The 20662-nt window shown below is 66.6% G+C and carries 20 protein-coding genes; 4 read left to right on the forward strand and 16 right to left on the reverse strand.

Features of this window, described 5'->3' with window-relative positions; genetic code table 11:
* Nucleotides 1-64: 64 nt before the first annotated feature.
* From YU1_RS0101200 to YU1_RS0101215, 4 genes are read right to left on the reverse strand one after another with little or no spacing between them, the layout of a single operon-like run.
* Nucleotides 65-1267, reverse strand: a complete 1203-nt coding sequence (locus tag YU1_RS0101200; protein WP_029002516.1) for a phage portal protein — start codon at nucleotides 1265-1267, stop codon at nucleotides 65-67.
* A gap of 7 nt (nucleotides 1268-1274) precedes the next feature.
* Nucleotides 1275-1676, reverse strand: coding sequence for a hypothetical protein (locus YU1_RS33910; RefSeq protein WP_029002517.1), 402 nt, complete (start codon nucleotides 1674-1676; stop codon nucleotides 1275-1277).
* The gene (locus YU1_RS0101210) at nucleotides 1666-2205 is read right to left on the reverse strand and encodes an HK97 family phage prohead protease (protein WP_029002518.1); all 540 of its coding nucleotides are present in this window, start codon (nucleotides 2203-2205) and stop codon (nucleotides 1666-1668) included. Before YU1_RS0101210 ends, YU1_RS33910 begins: the two co-directional genes overlap by 11 nt.
* Nucleotides 2202-3452, reverse strand: coding sequence for a phage major capsid protein (locus YU1_RS0101215; RefSeq protein ID WP_029002519.1), 1251 nt, complete (start codon nucleotides 3450-3452; stop codon nucleotides 2202-2204). The genes YU1_RS0101210 and YU1_RS0101215 overlap by 4 nt, the downstream gene beginning before the upstream one ends.
* Before the next feature lie 202 nt (nucleotides 3453-3654).
* On the opposite strand from YU1_RS0101215, the gene YU1_RS33270 reads away from it, so the two are divergent.
* Nucleotides 3655-4143, forward strand: a complete 489-nt coding sequence (locus tag YU1_RS33270) for a hypothetical protein (RefSeq protein WP_198018788.1) — start codon at nucleotides 3655-3657, stop codon at nucleotides 4141-4143.
* 226 nt (nucleotides 4144-4369) lie between these two features.
* Nucleotides 4370-4909, forward strand: a complete 540-nt coding sequence (locus tag YU1_RS0101220; protein WP_156921897.1) for a hypothetical protein — start codon at nucleotides 4370-4372, stop codon at nucleotides 4907-4909.
* Between the two features lie 740 nt (nucleotides 4910-5649).
* Here YU1_RS0101220 and YU1_RS0101225 read toward each other — a convergent pair.
* Nucleotides 5650-5901, reverse strand: a complete 252-nt coding sequence (locus tag YU1_RS0101225; protein WP_245263193.1) for a helix-turn-helix domain-containing protein — start codon at nucleotides 5899-5901, stop codon at nucleotides 5650-5652.
* A 178-nt stretch (nucleotides 5902-6079) separates the two neighbouring features.
* On the opposite strand from YU1_RS0101225, the gene YU1_RS0101230 reads away from it, so the two are divergent.
* Entirely contained in the window at nucleotides 6080-6394 is a 315-nt protein-coding gene (locus YU1_RS0101230) for a hypothetical protein (protein ID WP_029002522.1), read from the forward strand.
* A 15-nt stretch (nucleotides 6395-6409) separates the two neighbouring features.
* Here the strand turns inward: YU1_RS0101230 and YU1_RS0101235 are convergent, their stop codons facing one another.
* The 5 genes from YU1_RS0101235 to YU1_RS0101255 form a co-directional block, all read right to left on the reverse strand.
* On the reverse strand, nucleotides 6410-6616 hold the full coding sequence (locus tag YU1_RS0101235; protein ID WP_035713157.1) for a helix-turn-helix domain-containing protein: 207 nt from the start codon (nucleotides 6614-6616) through the stop codon (nucleotides 6410-6412).
* Between the two features lie 107 nt (nucleotides 6617-6723).
* A complete protein-coding gene (locus YU1_RS0101240) occupies nucleotides 6724-7392 on the reverse strand; it encodes a hypothetical protein (RefSeq protein WP_156921898.1) in 669 nt (222 codons plus the stop codon).
* Entirely contained in the window at nucleotides 7389-8723 is a 1335-nt protein-coding gene (locus YU1_RS0101245) for a tyrosine-type recombinase/integrase (protein WP_029002525.1), read from the reverse strand. Before YU1_RS0101245 ends, YU1_RS0101240 begins: the two co-directional genes overlap by 4 nt.
* 214 nt (nucleotides 8724-8937) lie before the next feature.
* A complete protein-coding gene (locus tag YU1_RS0101250; protein WP_029002526.1) occupies nucleotides 8938-9606 on the reverse strand; it encodes an aspartate/glutamate racemase family protein in 669 nt (222 codons plus the stop codon).
* Nucleotides 9607-11058, reverse strand: coding sequence for an MFS transporter (locus tag YU1_RS0101255; protein ID WP_029002527.1), 1452 nt, complete (start codon nucleotides 11056-11058; stop codon nucleotides 9607-9609). It lies immediately after the preceding gene.
* A 180-nt stretch (nucleotides 11059-11238) separates the two neighbouring features.
* Here YU1_RS0101255 and YU1_RS0101260 point away from each other — a divergent pair, with 180 nt between their 5' ends.
* Nucleotides 11239-12081 carry a MurR/RpiR family transcriptional regulator gene (locus YU1_RS0101260; protein ID WP_029002528.1) on the forward strand — a complete coding sequence of 281 codons (843 nt, stop codon included), beginning with the start codon at nucleotides 11239-11241 and terminating at the stop codon, nucleotides 12079-12081.
* A gap of 21 nt (nucleotides 12082-12102) precedes the next feature.
* On the opposite strand, the gene YU1_RS0101265 is transcribed toward YU1_RS0101260, so the two are convergent.
* From YU1_RS0101265 to YU1_RS0101290, 6 genes are all read right to left on the reverse strand, one after another.
* On the reverse strand, nucleotides 12103-12987 hold the full coding sequence (locus YU1_RS0101265; protein ID WP_029002529.1) for a LysR family transcriptional regulator: 885 nt from the start codon (nucleotides 12985-12987) through the stop codon (nucleotides 12103-12105).
* 110 nt (nucleotides 12988-13097) lie between these two features.
* A complete protein-coding gene (locus YU1_RS0101270; RefSeq protein ID WP_029002530.1) occupies nucleotides 13098-14597 on the reverse strand; it encodes a tripartite tricarboxylate transporter permease in 1500 nt (499 codons plus the stop codon).
* 7 nt (nucleotides 14598-14604) lie between these two features.
* On the reverse strand, nucleotides 14605-15054 hold the full coding sequence (locus tag YU1_RS0101275; RefSeq protein WP_035713159.1) for a tripartite tricarboxylate transporter TctB family protein: 450 nt from the start codon (nucleotides 15052-15054) through the stop codon (nucleotides 14605-14607).
* A gap of 5 nt (nucleotides 15055-15059) precedes the next feature.
* A complete protein-coding gene (locus YU1_RS27330) occupies nucleotides 15060-16043 on the reverse strand; it encodes a Bug family tripartite tricarboxylate transporter substrate binding protein (protein ID WP_029002532.1) in 984 nt (327 codons plus the stop codon).
* Between the two features lie 226 nt (nucleotides 16044-16269).
* Nucleotides 16270-17238, reverse strand: a complete 969-nt coding sequence (gene rocF, locus YU1_RS0101285; RefSeq protein WP_051356345.1) for an arginase — start codon at nucleotides 17236-17238, stop codon at nucleotides 16270-16272.
* A 107-nt stretch (nucleotides 17239-17345) separates the two neighbouring features.
* Nucleotides 17346-20651: a DUF4114 domain-containing protein gene (locus YU1_RS0101290; protein ID WP_029002534.1), complete on the reverse strand. Its 3306-nt coding sequence runs from the start codon at nucleotides 20649-20651 to the stop codon at nucleotides 17346-17348.
* Between the last annotated feature and the right edge of the window lie 11 nt (nucleotides 20652-20662).

The following is a 20662-nucleotide window of genomic DNA, read 5'->3' on the forward strand; positions in this document are numbered from 1 at the left end:
TGCTCACAACCGCCGGCCGGAGACGGGGCGCTGGCGTCCCCGATGTGGGAAATTCCCATAACGCTCACCCCTGCTGAACGGTGTTGGCCGGCGCCAGGAAGACGTCTCCGCCCTCGCGCGCGGGCAGGCCATCCCAGCGACGGGCCTCGTTCGGGGAATAGATCCCGCTCGCGATGCCGGCGGCGTAGGTCTTCACCCGCGTCTCAGGATCGCCCGCCAGCAGGTCGGAGAGATCGTGCGCCAGACTGAAGCGCTCACGCTGGGAGGTGGAGAGGAGCGCCAGGCCGAGCTGGGCATCGAACCGGCGGGACCACGGGCGGAAGCAGTTCTGCACCAACGCCCGGCTTTCCTCGGAGAGGGAACCATAGCTGGCGTTCCGTCCGAGGCCGATGACACTCAGAGGCACGCCATAGAGGCGGGCGACGTCCTCAAGGCCAAGCTGGCGTGCCTCAACGAATTGGGCCTCCCGGCCCGCCGGCGCAAGCTGTTGCGCCTTCAGTCCACCCTCCAGCAGCAGTGGCGCAACGTTGTCGCGCATCCGCCCGACACGGGCGGCGAGCTGATCTTTCAGGCGCTGAAAAGCGGTCTCGCCGGTCTTCTCGTCGAAGGCCCCGTCCATGGAAAACGCCAGGTCCGGCACAAGACCACGGCGCGCCTGCGAGGTGGCAAGGTTCGCCTGTTCCACCACCAGCGAAATCGCCTCAGGGCTCCAGCCGAGCGGGCTGATGCCGAGTTGGCCATCGCGGGATTTGTACCTGACGTGCGCGGTCTCCTCGGCGAGCAGCACCATCGTCCCGTGCGCCTGATCGGCGAACCGATACCGCAGGCGGCCGTTGGGGAGGCGTTCCACGCCGACGCCGGTCGCCGGCATGTAATGGAGCGCGGTGACCGCGCCGCGGGCGTTGCGCACGATGCGGGCGAAGCCGTTGCCGCTGGTAAGGACATCGCGGGCAAGAAGGTCGCGCAGCTCGAAGCCGGACATCTGATCGTTGGCGGCGTCGTTCAGGATGCGGTGCAGCGGATGCGCCTCGGTCGGCACACGGTCGCCGTTCGCCTGGCGAGCGAAGATCTGGAGCGGCAGGGCCGCCAAGCCCTCGCTGATCAAATTCACGCAGCGCGCCGCCGTGGCGATGGCGGAAATCGCCGTGTCGGGCGAGGCGAGCGGACCCGATACGCCGCGGGCGCCGAGGAAGGCAGCGAGCGATGGATCGGAGAGCGGGACGGTTGCGCTGCGCGTCTCGCCGCGCCGGGACCAGGGGAAGCGCATGGGGGCCTCACTTCGCCAGATAGGCGGTAATCGTGGCGTCGGCCTCGGCCGCCGTATGGGGCAACTCGCCGGTGATGGCCCGTGCGAGCTGGAAACGGCGCAGGTGGTGGAGCTTCTGCCAATCGGCAGGGATCTCCACATCAGGCTTCTCTGGAATTACTCCCCCCGCCGCTCTCGCGGAGACGGCGGGGGGAACGACGCTGCTGCCGGTGGGCGGCCGAACGCCCAGATCTTGACGGGTTGTCGCGATCCCATCGGGGACGGGTGCGAGGACAAACACCCCTTCTCCGACGCCAGCAGCAATGTCAGCCGGCGGCACGCCGCCGGTGTCTCCAACTCGGTAGGTTCCGCGTGGCCGGCGGAACTCGACCAGCACCAGGCCGGTGGCCTCGATCACGTCAACCTGCATGAGAGCCTCCGAGGGTTTCCAGATAGGCCTGCGCAAGCCGCAGGCGCGTGTGTGGAGCGCGGGCGCGGGCCTCAACCGTCGTGTCCGGATAGGCGGGCCAGGCCGCCACCACGGATATTTCGAAGAGTCGAACGGCCGTCAGCTCCCGGCGCTCGCCGGACCAATGCTCGCCACCTGCGGCCACGCTGAAGCCAAAGGACATTCCGCCCAAGTCGCCGCGTTCCGCCAGCGCCAGGACATCCCGGCCGGCGGCCGTGTCCGGCACGTCCAAATCAAAGGCGAGGCCCTGGCTGTCTTCGGCGAGGCGCAAGGTGCCGGAGGCGGTGCGCGCCAGCAGGCGGGCCGGATCGTGGTCCACCAGTGCCAGCTTGTCGGTGCCGTCCGCCAGGGCGGCGGTGAAGGCGCCCGGCCGGATGACCTCGCTGAAGGTGCCGCCGATCCGCGCTTCCCGGCCGAAGACGGCCGCATAGCCTTGGAGCCGGCGGCCCTTCGCACGAACCTCAAGGGAGGCGGATCGGCGCTCGGTCACTGCGTCACCACATCCTTGAGGGCGGCGAAGCTCTCCGGATGACGGACGGCGACGTCACAATCGAGGAAGGCATGCAGCAGGAGCCCGCCGTTGCTGGCGACGTCCGCGTGGTACGGGTTCGGCAGGATGTCCACCGCGCTCCAGTATCCGACAATCAGATCGGACCAGGCGCCGTAGATCACGGCTGATAGATTCGCGCCGGTGCCCTTGGTGAGGTTGCCCGGCACGCTGTCCGAGTACTTCACGGCCTCGCCCTGGAACACGGCGGGCAGGCCATAGGGCCGGTTCTGGCCGTCCTTCAACTTCATCGCGGCCCCGCGAACCTTCGCATTCGTCAGGAACCCGCGCTGGCCTGCCACACCATCGGGAATGGCGCTGATCAGGTCGGCGGCGAGGTCGAGGCCGAATGCCGCGCCGTTCGTGCCGGCGGAGATGATGCTGATGCCGGTGCCGGCGGCAAGGAGGCCCGTGGGCTGGTTCGCGCCACCGCCGACAACGGCGGCGTGGTCGAGCGTCTCGCGAAGGATGAAGCTCAGATCGTTGCGCAGGAGGGTTTCCAGAGCCGGCTGGCTTTGCAACAGCATCCGCCGGCTGATCTGATATTCAGCCGTCGCGGTCTTTGGCCCCATCTCCACCTTGGCGAAGGTCGGATCGGTGCGCGTGGCATTCCCGTTTTCCGAGACCCAGGAGGCTGAACCGGAGGCGCTGAGCTTCGGCAGATCGAGATTTCCAGCCAGGCCGCTCAAGACGGTCGCCCCGAGCTGCTCCACCGCCAGCAGCGGGCGGATGCGGTCCGCCGTCGGCTGCTGGAACGTGGCGACGAGATTGCCACCGGTGCTGCCGGTGGTGAGCGAGCGGCGTTCGCTGCCGAGGATGGCAGAGACCGGGACCGCGAAGGCGCCCCGGCGCCCGCTGCGGTGTTCAGCCGCCCATTCCGCCTCCAAGCCTGAGAGCCGGCCGGTCTCGTTGTGCTCGGCCAAAGCCTTGGCGAGGCTGTAACGCGCCTCGATGGTCGCCATTTCGCCATGCGCCGTGATCGGCTCGGCTTCGGCGCGGCGCTCCAGCTCGGCGAGCACCTCCCCCTCGCCGATGCGGCGATCCAGGCCGGTGACCTCGGCCTTCAGCCCATCGAAGCGCGTCCGCTCGTTGTCGGCGAGGTCGCGCCCGGCGGTCTCGGCGGCAGTGACGAGCCCGCGCATTTCGACCACTTTGGCGGCGCGCTGCTCGCGCAGTTCGTGAATTTTCATGGAGAGCCCCTCGTTGGAGGTCGCGCAATGCAGCGCGAGACCAAATCCATGGAAATGTCTCCACATTCGGAGGCGGGAGCGAAACCAAATCAGGTTGGTATTTTCAGCAGTTGAGCTTCGGTAAAGGTGAGGGCCGACCGCCGCGGGCTCCGGTGCGGCGCAGTCGCGCGCTGCCCATCCCGGCTTGGCCGCGGCTTCGGTGATGCAGCGCCCGGCGCTGGGGCGCCGCCGCCCATTCCCTGCCGCGACGTCGCGGGCCATAGCCTTGTCCGCCGGCTGCATCGAACTAAACTGGCGTCTGCCGCTCATCGCCGAAGGCCAGCGGCCGCCGCTACTTCCGGAACAACTCGAATTTGTTGGGGAAGAAAAGATGCCAGAGGTCAGAAAAACAATGTTCCCGTACGGGATGGAAAAGAATGATGACGACACTTGGACGCTTTTTAACCGGAATTACAAGCCTGTCGGAGTCGTTTCGACGGAGTGGCGGGAGTGGCGGGAGTGGAACAATCCAGATCACAAAATAAATCTCAAGGGACTGACTGAAAGGCGGCTTTTATCGCTGGATGTGAACTGTATTGGCGAGGGATCGCGTATATATTTCTACAACGATGCTACAAATCCAGAAAACAGTGCGAAAGATATGAACGCGTATTTTGATAAAATGAAAATATTGATGGTTCTTGGAAAATAAATAGCCATCCAGCGGGGGCAGGTGGCGAGCCGTCGTTCTTGACGGCCCGGAACTCCATTGGCGCCTCCTGGCTACCTGCGTCGCACAGCGGCAAGAGCGGGGCCCTCCACCACCGCCGGCCCTTCTCCGCCTCGGGGGAGAGCCGAAGATCTGCAAATGTTGCTGGACATGGAAATTGTGCGGCCTTCTCCTGTTCGACGCGAGGGAATCGAGAGGGGACTGCGGCGTGCCCAGCCTGAAGGACTTCATTGAGGCGATGGGCGCATCGTGGCCGGTTGCCTTGGCCATCGTCCTCGGCGCCCTCGGGATATTGGCCGGCGACCACTACGAGATTCGTTATCTGCAAGGGTTGCCGAGTTGGGCCCTCGGGACTGTGTTTTTCGTCGGCGCCTTTGCGCTCGCGGTTCTAACCGTCGGCATTACTAGGGCAGCAATCAGAGCGCTGCTGTGGCCCTTTCGGGCGATTTCTCGTTGGCGCTATCGAAGGAAGAAGCTGGCCGAGCTATACGAGCTTCCGCCAGAGGAAACGCATGTATTGGCCTGGGCGGTGCAGCAAAGGTCTCAGGTTATTCTGGCGCCGCTGGGGGATCGACGCATCACGCCCCTGGTTGCGAAAGGCTTCCTCCATCTTGTCCCCGGCAGGTATTCGGTGCTCGATTGCCCCTACAAAATTCCAGATTTCATTTGGGAAACCATCAAAAACGATCGACCAGCCGATGGGTCGGTGCCGAACCCCTTTAGCCCCTTCTCACGGGATTTTTTTTAATATGCGACCGCGAGAATTGCCCCCCAGGGCGGTCCGGCTCCCCGGCGCGATCCGCTCAAAAACTGCCCCCGCCCCTCCTTGGCATAGCCTATAGTCGCCAGAGAAGTCCGCAGGCGGCCGTTTACTGCTGGAAGCCATCCGCCGTCATCCAGGATCGCGCTCGGCCGATGGCGGCCCATTTCTGGCGATATATTCTTGGGCACCGCTCGCTGTCGGGGTGCTGCGAAGCATAAGCCGACGTGGAAGGTTGAGCTTCGTCGCGTTTGGAACGCCGCAGTTAAAGCTTCAACCTGATCAGGTCGGTTCCGCTTGGTGGGTCCTGTCCATCCCGGGTTCAGACGTACTTCGGTGATGGGGGCGCCTAGCGCCCACCCATGCATGCCTCTGATGTCTGGCGTAACGCTGATGAAGCCAAGCGACCTCCATCAATGAAGCCGTGGAACGCGCGCCTTAGGGCGCGTTACGGTTAAAGCAATACTCTAATACTTTAATATCGAGAAACGCGCGACGCGCGCTCGCGTAGTTATACTCGCGCGCGCGGGAAAGGTGACCGCCTATCGGATTGTATCCGACATGCGCCTACAACCCCAAGAATGTCTCGTCACGGAATCCGAGGAACCTGTCACGAAAACCGGCCTTCCTGTCACAGGATCGCCGGCGAGTGTCACAGAATCCGCCCGATGTGTCACGCTGCGCCGATGGGCGTCACGCTTTCCGATGCCATCCCTCCTGGCGCCCGGTCAGTCTTCATAATCGAAGGGCATTTCGTCGCCGCTATCGGCTGCCTTCAGCCGCACGCCAGGGCCGCCAGGCGCGATCTCGCCGTCGGCGAGGAAGATGATGCCGGCGGCTTCAAGCGCTCGCTCGATAGCGGCGAGTGTCGCGGGAATAGTGGTCGCTTGTCCGGTCTCAAAGCGGTTGACCGTGGCAACGCCGACATTGGCGCGCTTGGCAAGCTCGCCGGTGTTCCAGCCCAATGCGACGCGGGCCATCTTGCTCTGAATAGCTGTTATCATGCGATCACATTACGATCACATACAGCTTGACGCAATCACTTGATGAAGATTAAGGTTAACTCACGCGATATAAATCACATCGCCGAGGTGGCCGGACGGGAAGGTGGAATCTCCCGCGCCCGGCCTGACCATCACCGCTGAATAGGAGCGCCGAATGGCTGCGAAGGAAACTACCACAGACGAGCGCCGGGCGGCCGACGCCTTCTATGAACTGGAGGATATCGTCCTGGCGGTGCGCAACGCGACATACCTGATGGAGCTCGCCGCCAGAGACACGACGATGCGGCTCGAAGGCGGGATCGAGAAAGTGGTCCGCGAGCGGTTCAAGAATGGGGAGATGGACGGCTACAGGATCTTCCTGCTGTCCGAGGAGCAGTCGAGCGGAGTGGACTATGCGCTGTTGCACCTGGGCGACCTGGTGCGGAAGCTGCACGAACACTACAACGCGGGGTGCGGGAAGGGGGCATAAGCCCCCTCACCTGCTTTAGGCACCGGCTTCGGCGGCGAGGTTTTGGACGAACAACCGGAGCGCCGAGTCGGGGATCATGCGCCGCCGGCCGAGGTGGACCGAGCGCAGCTTGTTTTCGCTCATCAGCTCATAGACCGTCGAGCGCCCGACACCGAGCATCTTGGCGGCGGTGGGAATGGAATGAAGGAGCGGCGCGATAGCCGGCGCCTCAGTGAGGCTCATAGGTCTGATCTCCTTGTGGATGATTACGAACAAGGAGATGATTGAGCGAATAGCAGGCGACGAAAAACCCAATCACGCCGGCGAAAATTTGGGGCGAGTGTCGGTAATCACGCTACGCGCTCCATCATTGATGCCAACACCTCGTCAATTCCGTCGGGCTGTTCGAAGCCGACGTCGCGCCACGCCGCCCTGACGAATTCCACGAGCGGACCCGAGCGCGACCTTGGTGCGCGCCGCCCGGTCTGTTCTTCGAATCCCTCTCGGATGGCACGCACGAACGCCGCCTCCAGTGGCCGGCTGTTCCGAAGCGACGGCTTGGTGGGAAGGGTGAGCTCGTTGAGAAACTTATCGATCTGCCGATGGAGCGCATTGGCCGTGTTGGCCACCCGGTGAGAATACCCGATGGCCTTCAGGTCGGCCGCGTAGGGATCTTCCTCGTCGATAAGGGGAACGAACGCTCCCCATCCCTCGTAACGTGCGCGCTCAATCACTCCGCAGGCGTCGCGCAGGGCCAAGAGCTTTTCCTCGATTATCCTGCCCTCGTCGTGGGCGGCCGGCGCTTCCAGAGCTCCCTTGGCCTGGTGGAACGCGCGCAGGGCAGCGCGGTTGACGATGCAACGTCCCACCCTGGCCGGATCCTCGGCCCCGGCGAACAAGCGAGCCGAATGCCGGTCAATCTCATGGCGCCCCGGGGGCACCTCCAGCTCAAGGGCATTGCGAACTGAGGACGTCGCCGGCAGCGCGGCCCGCGCGGGAGAAGTTCGGCCGCCGCTCATGTCCGCACCGCCCGCAGCGGCTGCACGCTCGCCGGCATGGCCGTGAGCGGGACCACCGCCCTGGCTGCGATTTCGTCCAAGGCGGAAACGATGAAGGCGGAATAGTGCTGCTCGATCATCGCGCTGCTGGTGTCGTGAAGGGCGGCCACGAGGCGAATGGGAAGGCCATGCCGCAATCCGCGCACGATGGCGCTGTGGCGCAGCGCGTAAGGCACCACGCCGGCTGGCATCCCAGCGCGCACGGTGATCTCCTTCCAAGGTCCGCTGAACTCGGCAGAATAGCCCCATGGGCCGCGCCCGACGCGCTCCCACACGGTCGGAGACGTTTGCTTGTGCCGCCATCGCTCCAGCAGCGTGGCGCTTCCCACCCGCCCTGCAATCGCTGGCCGAAGGGCATCAATGACATCCTCGCCGACCGGCACTCCTGTGCGGCCGACCTTCTTCCCCTTCCCCTTCCGTGAGGCCGGCACCATGAGCCGGCACTGAGCCGCCTGCACGTCGCCCACGGTCAAGCGGGTGACCTGGGAGAAGCGTGCGCCCGTCGCCGCCAGCACGATCACCAAGCGGGCTAGATCGCCTTCCCACCGGAACTCCCCGTCAACCTCCCATGCAGCGGCAATGATTCGGCGGACGTCGGCATCAGGGAGAACCTGTGCTTCCCGTGCTACGGGAGAATAAGATTGCTCTGAGGACGCGAGGCCCGCCTTCACCTCAAGCGGGAAAGCGGCTGGCAAGCGGCTGTGGTGTGCTTCGGCCGCGGCGTTGAGCGCCGCGCGGAAGTCGTTACAGATCCGCCGGACGGTGGCGACAGCAAGGCCTCGGTCAGCCAAGCGCTTCCGCCATGCGCGGAGTTCATCGCGACGCAGCTCGTGCAGCTTTGCCTCGGCGATCACATCGGTGAGCACATGGCGCGTGAGCTGCCCTCGGGCAGCCTTGCGGCCAAGGCTGCCGCCATTCATCGCCCGATGGCGAGCCTCGTAGGCTTCCACATAGGCCTCAGCCGCCGTGCGAACAGTGGGCGCCGGTCCATCCCGTTCGGCCTTCTCGTCCGCGCGCCGCAACTCCACAAGGTCTCTGGCCTGGCGTTCGGCTTGCGCGAAGTTCAGAGTTACCTCGCCATCAGCGTCAAGCTCATCATCGGCATTGCCGACCGTCTCTTGAGAATAGCCGCCGTCAGGTGTGCGCCACCGCGCTACCCACTTTCCGCTGCGGATCCCTTTTCGATAGCCAAGGTGCACTTCGGCGGACAGGGTTCGCCAGTGCATGCCATGCTGCAGGCGAGATCGCGCGCTGCGCGTGGTGAGCGGAGCTTCAGCAATCGTACGGCCCATCGGCACGCTCCAAAACCGTCTAATATTTTTCGAATATATGCCTCTGTACGGGGGCGGATAACGAAGGATCGCATTGGACTAACAGATTGATATTTCTGAATTTTGGCGAACGTCGGCAAACGCCAAAATCGCAAAAGCCGGTCTCTTTCACGGTGGAGAGAGGGGTTCGACTCCCCTAGGGCGCGCCAGCGGCTTTCCGGACAGATCCGAGCATTCACGCCCGCGCCGCGATCAGGCCGAGGAGGCGCTCCATCGCGCAGGGGATCGGCGCCAGCACCGGCGTGGTGAAAAGCGGCTGGAGGGTCTCGGCCGCCTGCCCCAGCGGCCCGCCGCCGATGATCACCGCTTCCGCCCCGTCCGCGTCGATGCAGGCCGTCACCTGCTCGGCCAAAGCCGCGTGGAGGCGGGCGGGGTCCTGCGCCAGGCTGCGCGGGTCGCCGACGGAACAGCGGATGCCCGTGTAGAGGCCGGCAAGGCCGAGCCGCCGGGCATGCCCGGCAATCGCGTCTGCGAGCTCCGGCGTGACCGTGGCCACACCAAAGCGGCGCCCGCCCCGCGCCGCCGCCAGCATGGAGGCCTCACAGAGGCCGACCACCGGCACCGGCGCCCGCGCCTGGAGCGTTTCGGCCCCCGGATCGCCGAAAGCGCCGACGATGATGCCGGCGCATCCGGCCGCGTGGCGAAGGCCGATCTCGACCACCTCGTCGGCCGCCGCATCCAGCTCGCCGGGCGTCACGATCATGGCCGGGCCGCGCGTCGCCGTGGCGGACACCACGGCGGTCCGCCCGCCCGCCGCCCGCCGCGCGATGGCGAGCATCATGTCGGTGGTGGCGCAGGAGCTGTTGGGGTTGATCAACAGGACTGGAGAGGTCGTGCCGGTCATTCAGGAACTCGCCTTGGCGGTGGCCGGCGTGCCGAGGTCGGACGTTTCCGGCTCCGCCCGCTGCGTGACATCTTCCATGGACATGCCGTAGGTCTCCGGCCCGAACTGGATGCAGACCGCGAACACCGCATACATCGCCGCCGCCAGCCCGAACACGCCCGGCATGCCGTAGCGGTCGAACAGGAAGCCGGAGATGGTCGGCACGAAGGAGCCCGCCGCCGAGCCCGTGGCCAGGATCAGCGCCACGCCAAAGGCGCGGATGCGGGTCGGATAGAGCTCCGGCGCATAGATCCAGATAGAGGTGTTCAGCAGCAGGACGAAGAACTGGAACACCGCCCCGAACAGCAGCACCAGATAGAGGTTCACGCCCAGCGCGACGATAGCGACGGCCGCAAGGCAGGCCAGCACCGCGCCGATGGTGAGCACCCGCTTGCGCGGAAAGTAATAACCAAACAGCGAGGCCACGATGGCGCCCAGCACGCTGCCGGACTGGATGGTCATGGAATAGAGCAGGCTGCCGGAATAGGTGTAGCCCATGGAGACGAAGATGCTCGGCATCAGCGTCAGCACCGAGAGCTGGGCGCCGTAGCTCATGAGGATGGCGATGGCCACCGCCACCGTCCGGCCGAGGAACGGCGCGCGGAACAGGTCCCGCCACGCGCTCTTCGGGCGGGCCGCCGGCGTGGCGTCCTCGGTAAGGAAGGTCTGGGCGCGGACGTTGCGCGTGGCGAGCGAACCGGACGCCAGCACCGAGAGCACCTGGTTCGCCTCCTTCACACGGTTCTGCGACACCAGGAAGCGCGGCGTCTCCGGCACGAACTTGCGGTAGAAGGTGGCGAGCAGCGCCGGCACGGCGAGTGCCGCGAACAGCCAGCGCCAGGCATTCTCGCCCGGGAACAGCGAGAAGATCAGCAGCCCGAACGCCGGGGCGAGGAAATTGCCCAGGCCACCCGCCGCCACGTTGACCAGCCCCGCCGCCGTGCCGCGGAACTTGGGCGAGCAGAATTCGGCCAGCATGGTGACGGCGGTGGAGATTTCCCCGCCCACGCCGAAGCCGACCACGGCGCGCGCGAGGCACAGCAGCGCGAAGCTGGGCGCCAGGGCGCAGCCCAGCGAGCCGATGGTGAACAGCAGCAGGTTGCTCATCAGCATGACGCGGCGGCCGTAGCGGTCGCCGATGATGCCGGACAGCAGCCGGCCGAGCGCCGCGCTGCCGAAGGTGATGGTGTTGAGGAAGCCGATGTCCGCGCCGCTCAGCCCCCACTGGGCCCGCAGCGCCGGACCGGCGATGCCGATGGTGTTCTGCTCGAAGCTGTCGAACAGGCAGCCGATCAGGATCAGCGCGATGATCTGCTTGTGGGCGCCGGTGATGCCGATGCGGCCGAGCGCCCCTTCCAGCTGGCGGATTGCCGGTGAACCGGGGCCGGACGCCCCCATGCCTTCTGCTGCCATGATGTCACCCCTGGTTCTTATATGAAATTATATTTTCATAAAGTATCGAGTGAAAACAGATGTGACAGGTCAAATTTTCGGCGCGGGCGCACATTTTGGCGGCAGATTGCAGCTTGGCAGGTTGCGGGGTCGGCGCAATCGGCGCAGGTTCGCGTGAAAATTCGTTTTCGTGAGGATGAGATGAGTCCGGAAAGCCGGTCGTTCCTGACCCGTGTGCGTGACGTTCTGGACACCCTCCATCCGGCCGAGCGGCGCCTGGGGGACTTCGTGTGCGATTTCCCCGGCGAGCTCGCCAGCTATTCCGCCTCCGAGCTGGCCACCCTCGCGCAGGTCTCCAACGCAACCGTCTCGCGCTTCGTCAAACGCCTGGGCTATGAGAATTACGAGGCCGCCCGCCGCCACGCCCGGGCGGAGACGCAGACCGGCTCCCGCCTGTTCCTGACCCGCGCCACCGACAGCGCGGCCGAGCAGTCGGTGGCGGCCCATGTGGCGCAGGGCATCGCCAATATCGAGGCCACCTTCCTCGCCATCACCGACAGCCAGATCACCGGCGTGGTGGAGGCGATCCTCGCCGCGCGCAAGACCTGGGTGCTCGGCTTCCGCAGCAACCACCCTTTCGCCGCCTATCTGCAATGGCAGATGACGCAGGTGGTGGAGAATATCATCGCTTTGCCCGGCGCCGGGCAGACGCTGGGCGAGCACCTCGTCAGCCTCACCGCGCAGGACGTGGTGGTGGCGTTCGGCCTGCGGCGGCGGATCGCGCAGATGGATCGCCTGCTCGCCACCATCGAGAGGAGCGGCGCCAAGGTGCTCTACATCACGGACGAAGGCGCCCCCGCTCGGTCGAGCGTCACCTGGCACTTCCGCTGCCAGACGCTGGCCCCAGGTCCCCTGTTCAACCACACGGCTGTGCTGGCGCTGTGCCACCTCATCGTCACCCGCGCCATCGAGCGCGCCGGGGCCGCCGGCCGCAAGCGCCTGCGCGGCATCGAGGGCATCGGCGACCTGCTCGACGAAGTCTGAGCCGGCCTGCCGCACGCGGCCCTACGCGTTCAGGTTTCGGGCGATGTCGGCGATGATCGGCAGCAGCGGATTGTCATTGTCCGAGCGCCAGACGAAGAACAGTTCGGCCGGGCGCGGCAGGCGCAAATCCAACGGCCGCAGCACCACGCCTTTCGCATGCAAATTGACCGCGGCCTCCGGCACCAATGCGATGCCCAGACCCGAGCGCACCAGCGCCAGGATGGTGTGGATCTGCGTCAAATGCTGGACATAGCGTGGCTGGAAGCCGGCGCGGGCGAACAGCTCGGCCACGAGATCGTGGAAATAGCGCGCCTCATAGGGCGCATACATGATGAAGGGCCGCTCGGCGAAATCCGCCAGGGCGATATGGTCCGAGGCGGCCAGCGGGTCGTCCTCGGGGATCGCCGCCATGAGCTGCTCGGCGGCCACCCGCACCCGCTCCATGCCGCGCGGCAGCGGCGGGCGCAGCAGGCCGCCGTCGATCTCGCCCGCCCCCATGGCCTCCACCTGGGCGCCGCTGACCATCTCCTTCAACGTCAGGTCCACCTCCGGCAAGTGCTTGAGGCACGCCGCCACCAGGTCCGGCAGGTGGGAATAGGCCGAGGCGGCGGTGAAGCCGATGCGGATGGAGCCGGCCTTGCCCGCTGCCACCCTTTTGGTCATCAGCGCCGCGCTGTCGGCGAGCTTGAGGATGCGCCGCGCCTCGGGCAGGAAGCTGGCGGCGGCCGGCGTCAGGCGCACCGAGCGGCTGGTGCGCTCGAACAGCACCACGTCGAGGATGCGCTCCAGGATCTGCACCTGCCGGCTGAGCGGGGGCTGCGTCATGTTCAGCCGCTCGGCGGCGCGGCCGAAATGCAGCTCCTCGGCGACGGCGACGAAGCAGCGCAGCTGGTTGAGATCGAACATCATGCCGCATTCCGCGAAACGCACACGTCCCGCGCTCCGGTGCCGGGCGCGGGACGGCGATGGGCTCGGGCGCTCCATGGTCACGGCGCGCCCGCCCCGTCAAGGCCCGCTCATTCCGCCAGCGCTTCCTTACGCTTGCGCAGCACCGCCGGGGAGAGCAGCGCCAGCAGCAGCACGGCCACCACGCCCAGCAGGATGGCGCTGATGGGGCGCTGGAGGAAGACCGAGAAATCCCCGCCCGACAGCAGCATGGCGCGGCGGAAATTCTCCTCCAGCTGCGGACCGAGCACGAGGCCGAGCAGCAGCGGGGCGGGCTCCACCCCGACCTTGATGAAGAAATAGCCGATCACCCCGCAGCCCAGCATCAGCCAGACGTTGAACAGCGAATTGGCGATGCCGTAGGTGCCGATGCAACAAAACAGCACGATGGCGGGAAACAGCAGCCGGTAAGGGATCTTCAGCATGGAGACCCACACCCCCACCAGCGGCAGGTTGATGACCAGCAGCATCAGATTGCCGGTCCACATGGAGGCGATGACGCCCCAGACCAGCGCTGGCTGCTCGGTCATGATCTGCGGGCCGGGCTGGATGCCCTGCATCATCAGTGCGCCGATCATCAGCGCCATCAGTGCGTTGGAGGGGATGCCCAGCGTCAGCATGGGGATGAAGCTGGTCTGCGCGCCGGCATTGTTGGCGGCTTCCGGCGCCGCCACGCCCTCGATGGCGCCCTTGCCGAAGCGGGACGGGTCGCGGGCGATCTTCTTCTCCAGCGCATAGGCCGAGAACGGCGGCAGCGCCGCCCCGCCGCCCGGCAGCACGCCGAGGATGGAGCCGATGGCGGTGCCGCGCACCATGGCGGGGAAGGCGGCGCGGAAATCCGCCCGGGTCGGGATGAGGTCGCGGATCGACTGGCTGACCACCGTGCGCTGGCTGGGGCGCTCCAGATTGGCGATGATCTCGCCGAGCCCGAACAGGCCCATGGCGACGGGCACGAAATCGATGCCGTCCGCCAGTTCGGGAATGTTGAAGCTCATGCGGGCGATGCCGGACGACACGTCGATGCCGATCAGCCCCAGCAGCAGGCCGAGCAGCACCATGGCCAGCGACTTCATCACCGAGCCGTGGGCGAGGATGACCGCCGCGAACAGGCCGAGCACCAGCAGGCTGAAATATTCCACCGCGGTGAACTTCAGCGCCAGCGCCGCCAGCGGCAGGCTCAGCACGGCGATGACCACGGTCGCCACCGTGCCGGCAAAGAAGGAGGCGATGGCGGCGGTGGCGAGCGCCGGCCCCGCCCTGCCCTGCTTGGCCATCTCGTGGCCGTCGATGCAGGTGACGACGGAGGAGGTCTCGCCCGGCACGTTCACCAGGATGGCGGTGGTGGAGCCGCCATACTGCGCGCCGTAGAAGATGCCGGCCAGCATGATGAGCGAGGTGGCCGGATCGAGCCCGAAGGTCAGAGGCAGCAGCAGCGCCACGGTGGGAATGGGCCCGATGCCCGGCAGCACGCCGATGGCGGTGCCGATCACCGCGCCGATCAGGCAGAACAGCAGGTTCTTGAACTGCAGGGCGGTGGAGAAGCCGAGCAGGATATGATCGAAGAATTCCATCACCGCCTCACCACGGCCAGACCGGAACGGGCAGCGACAGCAGCTTGGCGAACAGCAGCACCGCCCCCGCGCTGATGGCGACGCCGAAGACGAGGTTCTCCAGCGCCCGCGTCTCGCGGCTGGCGAGGCCCGCCACCACGATGGTGGCGAGCGAGGCGAGCGCCAGGCCCGCGCTCGCCGCCAGCACGGCGAACACCGCCACCGAGGCCGGGATGGCCAGCAGCGGCCGCAGGTGGATGGTTTCGATGCCGTGGAAGCGGCGCCCCGCCCCGCGCCCCAGGAAGAACAGGCCGAAGGCCAGCAGCGCGAACGCCACGACGCGCGGGAAATAGCCCGGCCCCATGTCCGCCGCCGTGCCCACGGAGAGGTGCCAGGTGGTGGCGAGCGCAGCGCCCGCCACCAGCACCAGGAAGCCGCCGAACAGAAGGTCCGGCAGGTCGAAGCGTCGCCGCGTCATGGACCTCACTCGCCCTTGATGCCGGCTTCGGCGATGGCCGCGCCCCAGGTCTTGATGTTGGTGGCCAGCCACCCCTTGAAGTCGTCCGGCGAACCGGCGCGCACCACGCCGCCCTGGTCGGCGATCTTCTTGGCGATGTCCGGATCGGCCAGGATCTTGCGGACCTCGGTGTTGAGCCGGGCGACCACGGCGGGCGGCGTACCGCCGGTGGTGAGCAGGCCCTGCCAGGTGCCGGCATCCGCCGCCGGCAGGCCGGCCTCCTTGAAGGTGGGCAGGCCGGGCGCCGCCGCGATGCGCTCGTCGCCGGTCACCGCGAGGCCGACCAGTTGCTTGCTGCTGACGAAGGGCAGCGTCGCGGTGGAGCCATTGATGATGACCGTGCTCTCGCCGGACACCACGGCGCGCGAGGCCGCCGCGCCGCCCTTGTAGGGCACGTTCTTCCAGCTGATGCCCAGCTGCTTGGCGATGATCACCGCCGTGATGTGGTTGAGCGCGCCGACGCCGGAATTGGCCACCGCCAGCTTGCCCGGATTGGCTTTGGCATAGGCGATGAACTCCGGCACGGTGGTGGCCGGCACGCTGGCGTTCACCGCCAGCACATAGGGGCCGAACATGACCATGCTGACCGGGGCGAGGTCCTTCTCCACATTGTAGGAGAGGTTCGGGAACAGGCTCGGCGCGGTGGCCAGCGAGCCCACGTCCATGAGCAGCAGGGTGTGGCCGTCCGGCTGGGCCTTGGCCACGGCATCGGCGCCCACATTGCCGGCGGCGCCTGGCTTGTTCTCCACCACCACGGCGACGCCGATGGCCTCGGAGAGCTTCGGCGCGATCAGCCGGGCGAGGATGTCCGACGTGCCGCCGGGCGCGAACGGCACCACCATGCGCACCGGCCGGGTGAACTCCTGCGCGGCAGTGGGCAAGGTGGCGGTGACGGACAGCAGCAGGGCGGCCACGGGCCCGGCAAGGCCCTTCAAGGCACGAAAGCGCATTGGCGTTGTCTCCCAGATCGATGTGCGGACGCCCCCGCCATGAGCCGGCGCGGGACGTGCGGAAGAGCGGACTTGGCGCCGCTTATTCCGCAACGGTAATGGATGCGCTATGCGGAAATAGCCCCGTCTCGGCATCGATCAATGCAAGTTTTGTATGGATTTGACTCACACCGGGACCTTGGCGGCGGCCACCGCCGCACCGGCGCGCCATCGCCCGGCCTGCGGCTCAGGGACGGGCCGGCCGGTCCACGATGCGGCGGCCGAACAGGCTGCCCGTCAGGTCCACCAAAAGGTCCGCGCTGCGCCCGGCGAGGTCGAGCATGGGGTTGAGCTCCACCAGGTCCAGCGAGCCGACGAGGCCGCTGTCGTGCAGCATCTCCATGGCGAGGTGCGCCTCGCGATAGGTCAGGCCGCCGGGCACCGGTGTGCCGACGCCGGGCGCCAGGGACGGGTCCATCACGTCGAGGTCGAAGCTCACGTGCAGATGGCCATGGGCCTCCCCCACCCGCTCCAGCACGCGCCGCAGCGGACCGGCGATGCCCGTCTCGTCGATCATCCGCATGTCCGCCACCTCCACGCCCCGCTCGGCCAGCAGTCGCCGCTCATCGCGGTCGATGGAGCGGGCGCCGAGGATGGTCACGTGTCCGGCTTCCACCGGCGCATGCCAGGAGGGGGAGATCACGCCGGAGAACTGCGGCTCCCCACACAGCAAGGCCAGGGACATGCCGTGCGGGTTGCCCGAGGGCGAGATGTCCGGCGTGTTGAAGTCCGCATGGGCATCGAACCACAGCACGAACAGCGGTCGCCCCGTGGCCGCGCAATGGCGGGCGACACCGGCCACCGAGCCCATGGACAGGCTGTGGTCGCCGCCGAGGAAAACCGGCAGGGCCCCGCCCGCGAGGCTGCCCTGGGCCCGGTCGCTGATGCACCGCGCGTAGGCCATCACCGTCTCGTGCCGCGCGGCGGCATCGGCCAGCGCCGGGGCGGGAATGAGCAACGCCGTGCCGTCGTCGATGCGCGCGTCGCCCATGTCGGCCACCCGGTGGCCCAGTTCCGTCAGATGCCCGGCAAGGCCCGCGAGGCGCAAGGCCGCGGGGCCGAGGCTCGCCCCCCGGCGCCCGGCGCCGATGTCGAGCGGCACCCCGTGCAGGGCGAGCGGCGGGCGATGCGCCCCGGGGTGGGAACCGTGCGGCACTTCTTCCTCCCTCCGGCATGGCCGGGAAGACTGCCGCACCGGCGCGGGAGACGCGACGCCTCCGCCTGGGCGCGGCACAGCGTCCAGGGCGCAGGGCGATGCGGCGGTCAGAAGATATCGTGCAGCGGCGTGATCTTCATGACCATGTCGTTATAGTCGAAGTCGGATCCCTGGGCGGCGGTGAGATCCTCGAAACCGAAGGTGTTCTCGCCATACATGCGGATATATTCGTGGCCGCCGGCATTGGCCTGGCCCACGACGAAGATATCACCGTTCTGGGTCAGCAGGACCGGCGCGTAATAGCCCTCGGTCCCCGCCACTGTCCAGGTGACGTCCATGGCGGTCTGCCCGCCGCGGCTCACGTTGAGGCCGGCATCCAGATGGCTCGCGACCGCGGCCTTGAAGGCGGCGGTATCGCCATAGGCCACACCGTCCACGCTCCAGGCACCGCTCGTCGGGTCCACGTCGATATGCACGAAACCCAGCGCATTGGTGTTGCTGCTGCTGCCGGTGACCTGCACGTCCAGAGCGGCGCCATGGGTGAGATAGACCAGCGGCTGGTCGTTCATGCGCTGGGTGGACGCGAGTTCCGCCGCATCGCTCAGCACGTTGTTGGTCACCGCCGCGAGGGTGAAGCCGCCCACCGCCACCGTCGCGGAGCCGTCCGCCGCCGTGCTGACGTGAACCGCAGGCGCCATGTCGACGGCGCCGCTGCCGCTCAGCACCGCGAAATGAAGCTGCTCGCCGGCGCCGAGATAAAGCTGCTGCCCGCCTTGCAGCAGGGCCACGCCCGCATCGTCATAGACCGCGCCGATCTTGGCGAGGGTGGCCTCGGCGAGCGTGACGCTACCCGTGCGGCCGTCGCGCGCGAGCAGATTGCCCGCCGCGTCCGTGACATAGAGAACCAGTGTCGCGTCCCGCGGCAGGCCCGGAGACGGGGTCTGCGCCTCGAAGCGGATCCAGTTTCCGCTCACCTCGGGATGGCTGCTGGTGTCCACCAGCAGCGCCTGGCCGTTCGCCCCGGCCTTCAGCGCGAGGGTCGCCACGTCCACGGTGAAGGTGGCGTTCGCCGACTGGACGGTGACCGCATTGGCGCTGGTGATGCCGCCCGGCCGGTACTCCTGGACATTGACCGTATAGGTGCCATTGCCGAACTGCACCATGCCGCTCGCCCACTGGCCGTCGATGTCGCCGACGGCGCTGGTCGGGGCGATCGAGGTGCCGCCGAACCGCAGATAGGCCACGTCCAGGGCGGCGGTCTTGTTCGAATAGGCGCCGACCCAGGCCGAGCTCCAGGCCACCGGATTGAAGCCGGTCCAGCCGAAGCCCAGTTCGCCCGAGCCCGTCGAGACGGCCGAGCCGTTCAGCAGCGACTGGCCGGTCACCGATGCGAAGGCGCCGCTGGACATGTCGCCGATGACCGGCGAGCTGGGCGTCGCCAGCGTGCCTTGGTACCAGGTGAGCAGCGAATCATCGATGGTCGAGCTGCTGCCGGGCAGGAAGTTGATGGAGAAGGTGTTGATGGTCTGCGGCGTGGTTGGGTACTGTGGGATCTGCAGCACCGCGAGACCGTCCACCGCGATCGCGCCGGACTGGGCGCTGGAATAGTCGGGGTCCAGAAACTGGTAGCCCGACGTGGTCGTATAGATGTTGAAGGTCTTGGCGGAGGGCAGCGAGGCAGTCGGATCGTCGCTCGCCTGAAGCACGATCTGGTACCAGGTCACGCCGGAATTGGACGTGGGCAGGCCCTGGATGAGCATGGACCCTACCGGCTGGCTGCCGCCCGCCGCCACCGCCGAATAGGTGTTGGTGGTGCTGTCGTAGACCAGGCTCCAGCTTTGCCACAGCGTCTGGTTGTAGCCGATCACCGGGAAGGTCACCGGGATCCAGACCGGCGCACCGCTTTGCTCACCGGCATAGATCTTCAGAGTGACCGCGGTGGTCGCCTCGTTCAGGATCGTATGCCCGTTGGCGAAGTTGAGCACGATATTGGCGTTGGCGCTGTTCTGGACCGGAACCTGGAATCCCGCCCCGCCGGGGTTGGTCACCGTCACCACGGACGGGTTGATGTAATTGTAGATGACCGGCGTCGTATATCCGGCCGGCACGACGCTGTCGTCATAGAGCGTGAGGTTGATGTTGCTCACGTTCAAATTCGTGGTCGTGTCGTACAGGATGATCTGCGGACCACCCTGCGTGTACTGGCTCATCAGATTGTCGGAATATGACGAGCCGTAGGAGTTGGAATTCTCGAAGAAGATCTTCGAATAGGCGTCCATGAACACCGGCTGCGCGGACGACAGGTGCTGGCCGAAGGCGTAGGTCGGGTCCCAGTTGATATTGGTGTTGAGGTTGATCGCCTGCGACGCGCTGCTGTTCGTGGACGCGCCCGTGGTGCCGAAATAGCCCGCCGTGAAGCCGGTCAGGAACTGCGTGAACACCTCGCCCCACTGGTTGTTGGCGCCGGTGTTCATCTCCGTCGAGGTGCTGCCGGCGATCTGGTAGGGCGCCGAGGTGAGGGTGGCGTAGACCTCCGCATTGCCCAGCGTCGAATAGATGCTGTTGGCCAGATCCGTCTGGGTGATCTTGATATAGCCCTGGATCTGGCTGTTCGCGGTCGGTGACAGCCAGAAGGCGCCGGTGGTGCCGTCGCTGTTGGCCGCGGTGGCGTCCCAGCTCAGCTGGTAGCTGAAATAGCCCCCGTTGTGCCAGACACCATTGACGTCCGCCGCTCCGTTGAACATGCCGGAGATCACGATGGGCGTCGCCGGTGTCTTCACCGCGTTGATATAGGCGGTCCAGTCGGACGGCTGGAACACGGTCGAGCCCGTCGTCACCGCCTGGCTGGGCGAGATTCCCATGCGCGGCGTGTTGGCCAGCACGCCCTCGGTGTAATTGGAGATGGCCGCGCCGTTGATGGCCACGATGTCGTTGATGATGCCCCAGCCGTTGGTGGCATAGCCGGACGTCTTGGTGGTGCCGTTCGCGTAAGTGACGCTCAAGTCCATGGGCAGGCCGAAGCCCTCCACGGAGGTGAGGTTGCCCGCGTCGCCGGTGGCGTTCTGGAGGGTGTATTCGAAGCTGTCGTAGCGGAAGTCCCAGGCCTGGGCGTTCTGCCAGGTGATCTGCGACTGCGAGGTGATCAGCGTTGTCAGGTCGTTGGTGTCGGCGGCATCCTGGCTCTGGATGATGAAATAGACCTTGCCGCCCTCGATCTGCGGCAGGTTGATCAGGAACGTGCCGGTGGGCTCCCCGCTGCTGCTCAGGACCGTGCCATTGTCCACCAGCGTCGTGTAGGTGACGCTGGAGCCGTTGGTCACGAAGGCGTAGGCCCAGATGCCGTTGCTGCCCGGCGTGCCGGAACTCAGGACGCCCTGAAGCGTGCTGTCCAGGTTCAGCGTCAGTGTCGTCATCGCATGTCCCC

The sequence above is a fragment of the Azorhizobium doebereinerae UFLA1-100 genome (assembly GCF_000473085.1).
GTDB lineage: Bacteria > Pseudomonadota > Alphaproteobacteria > Rhizobiales > Xanthobacteraceae > Azorhizobium > Azorhizobium doebereinerae.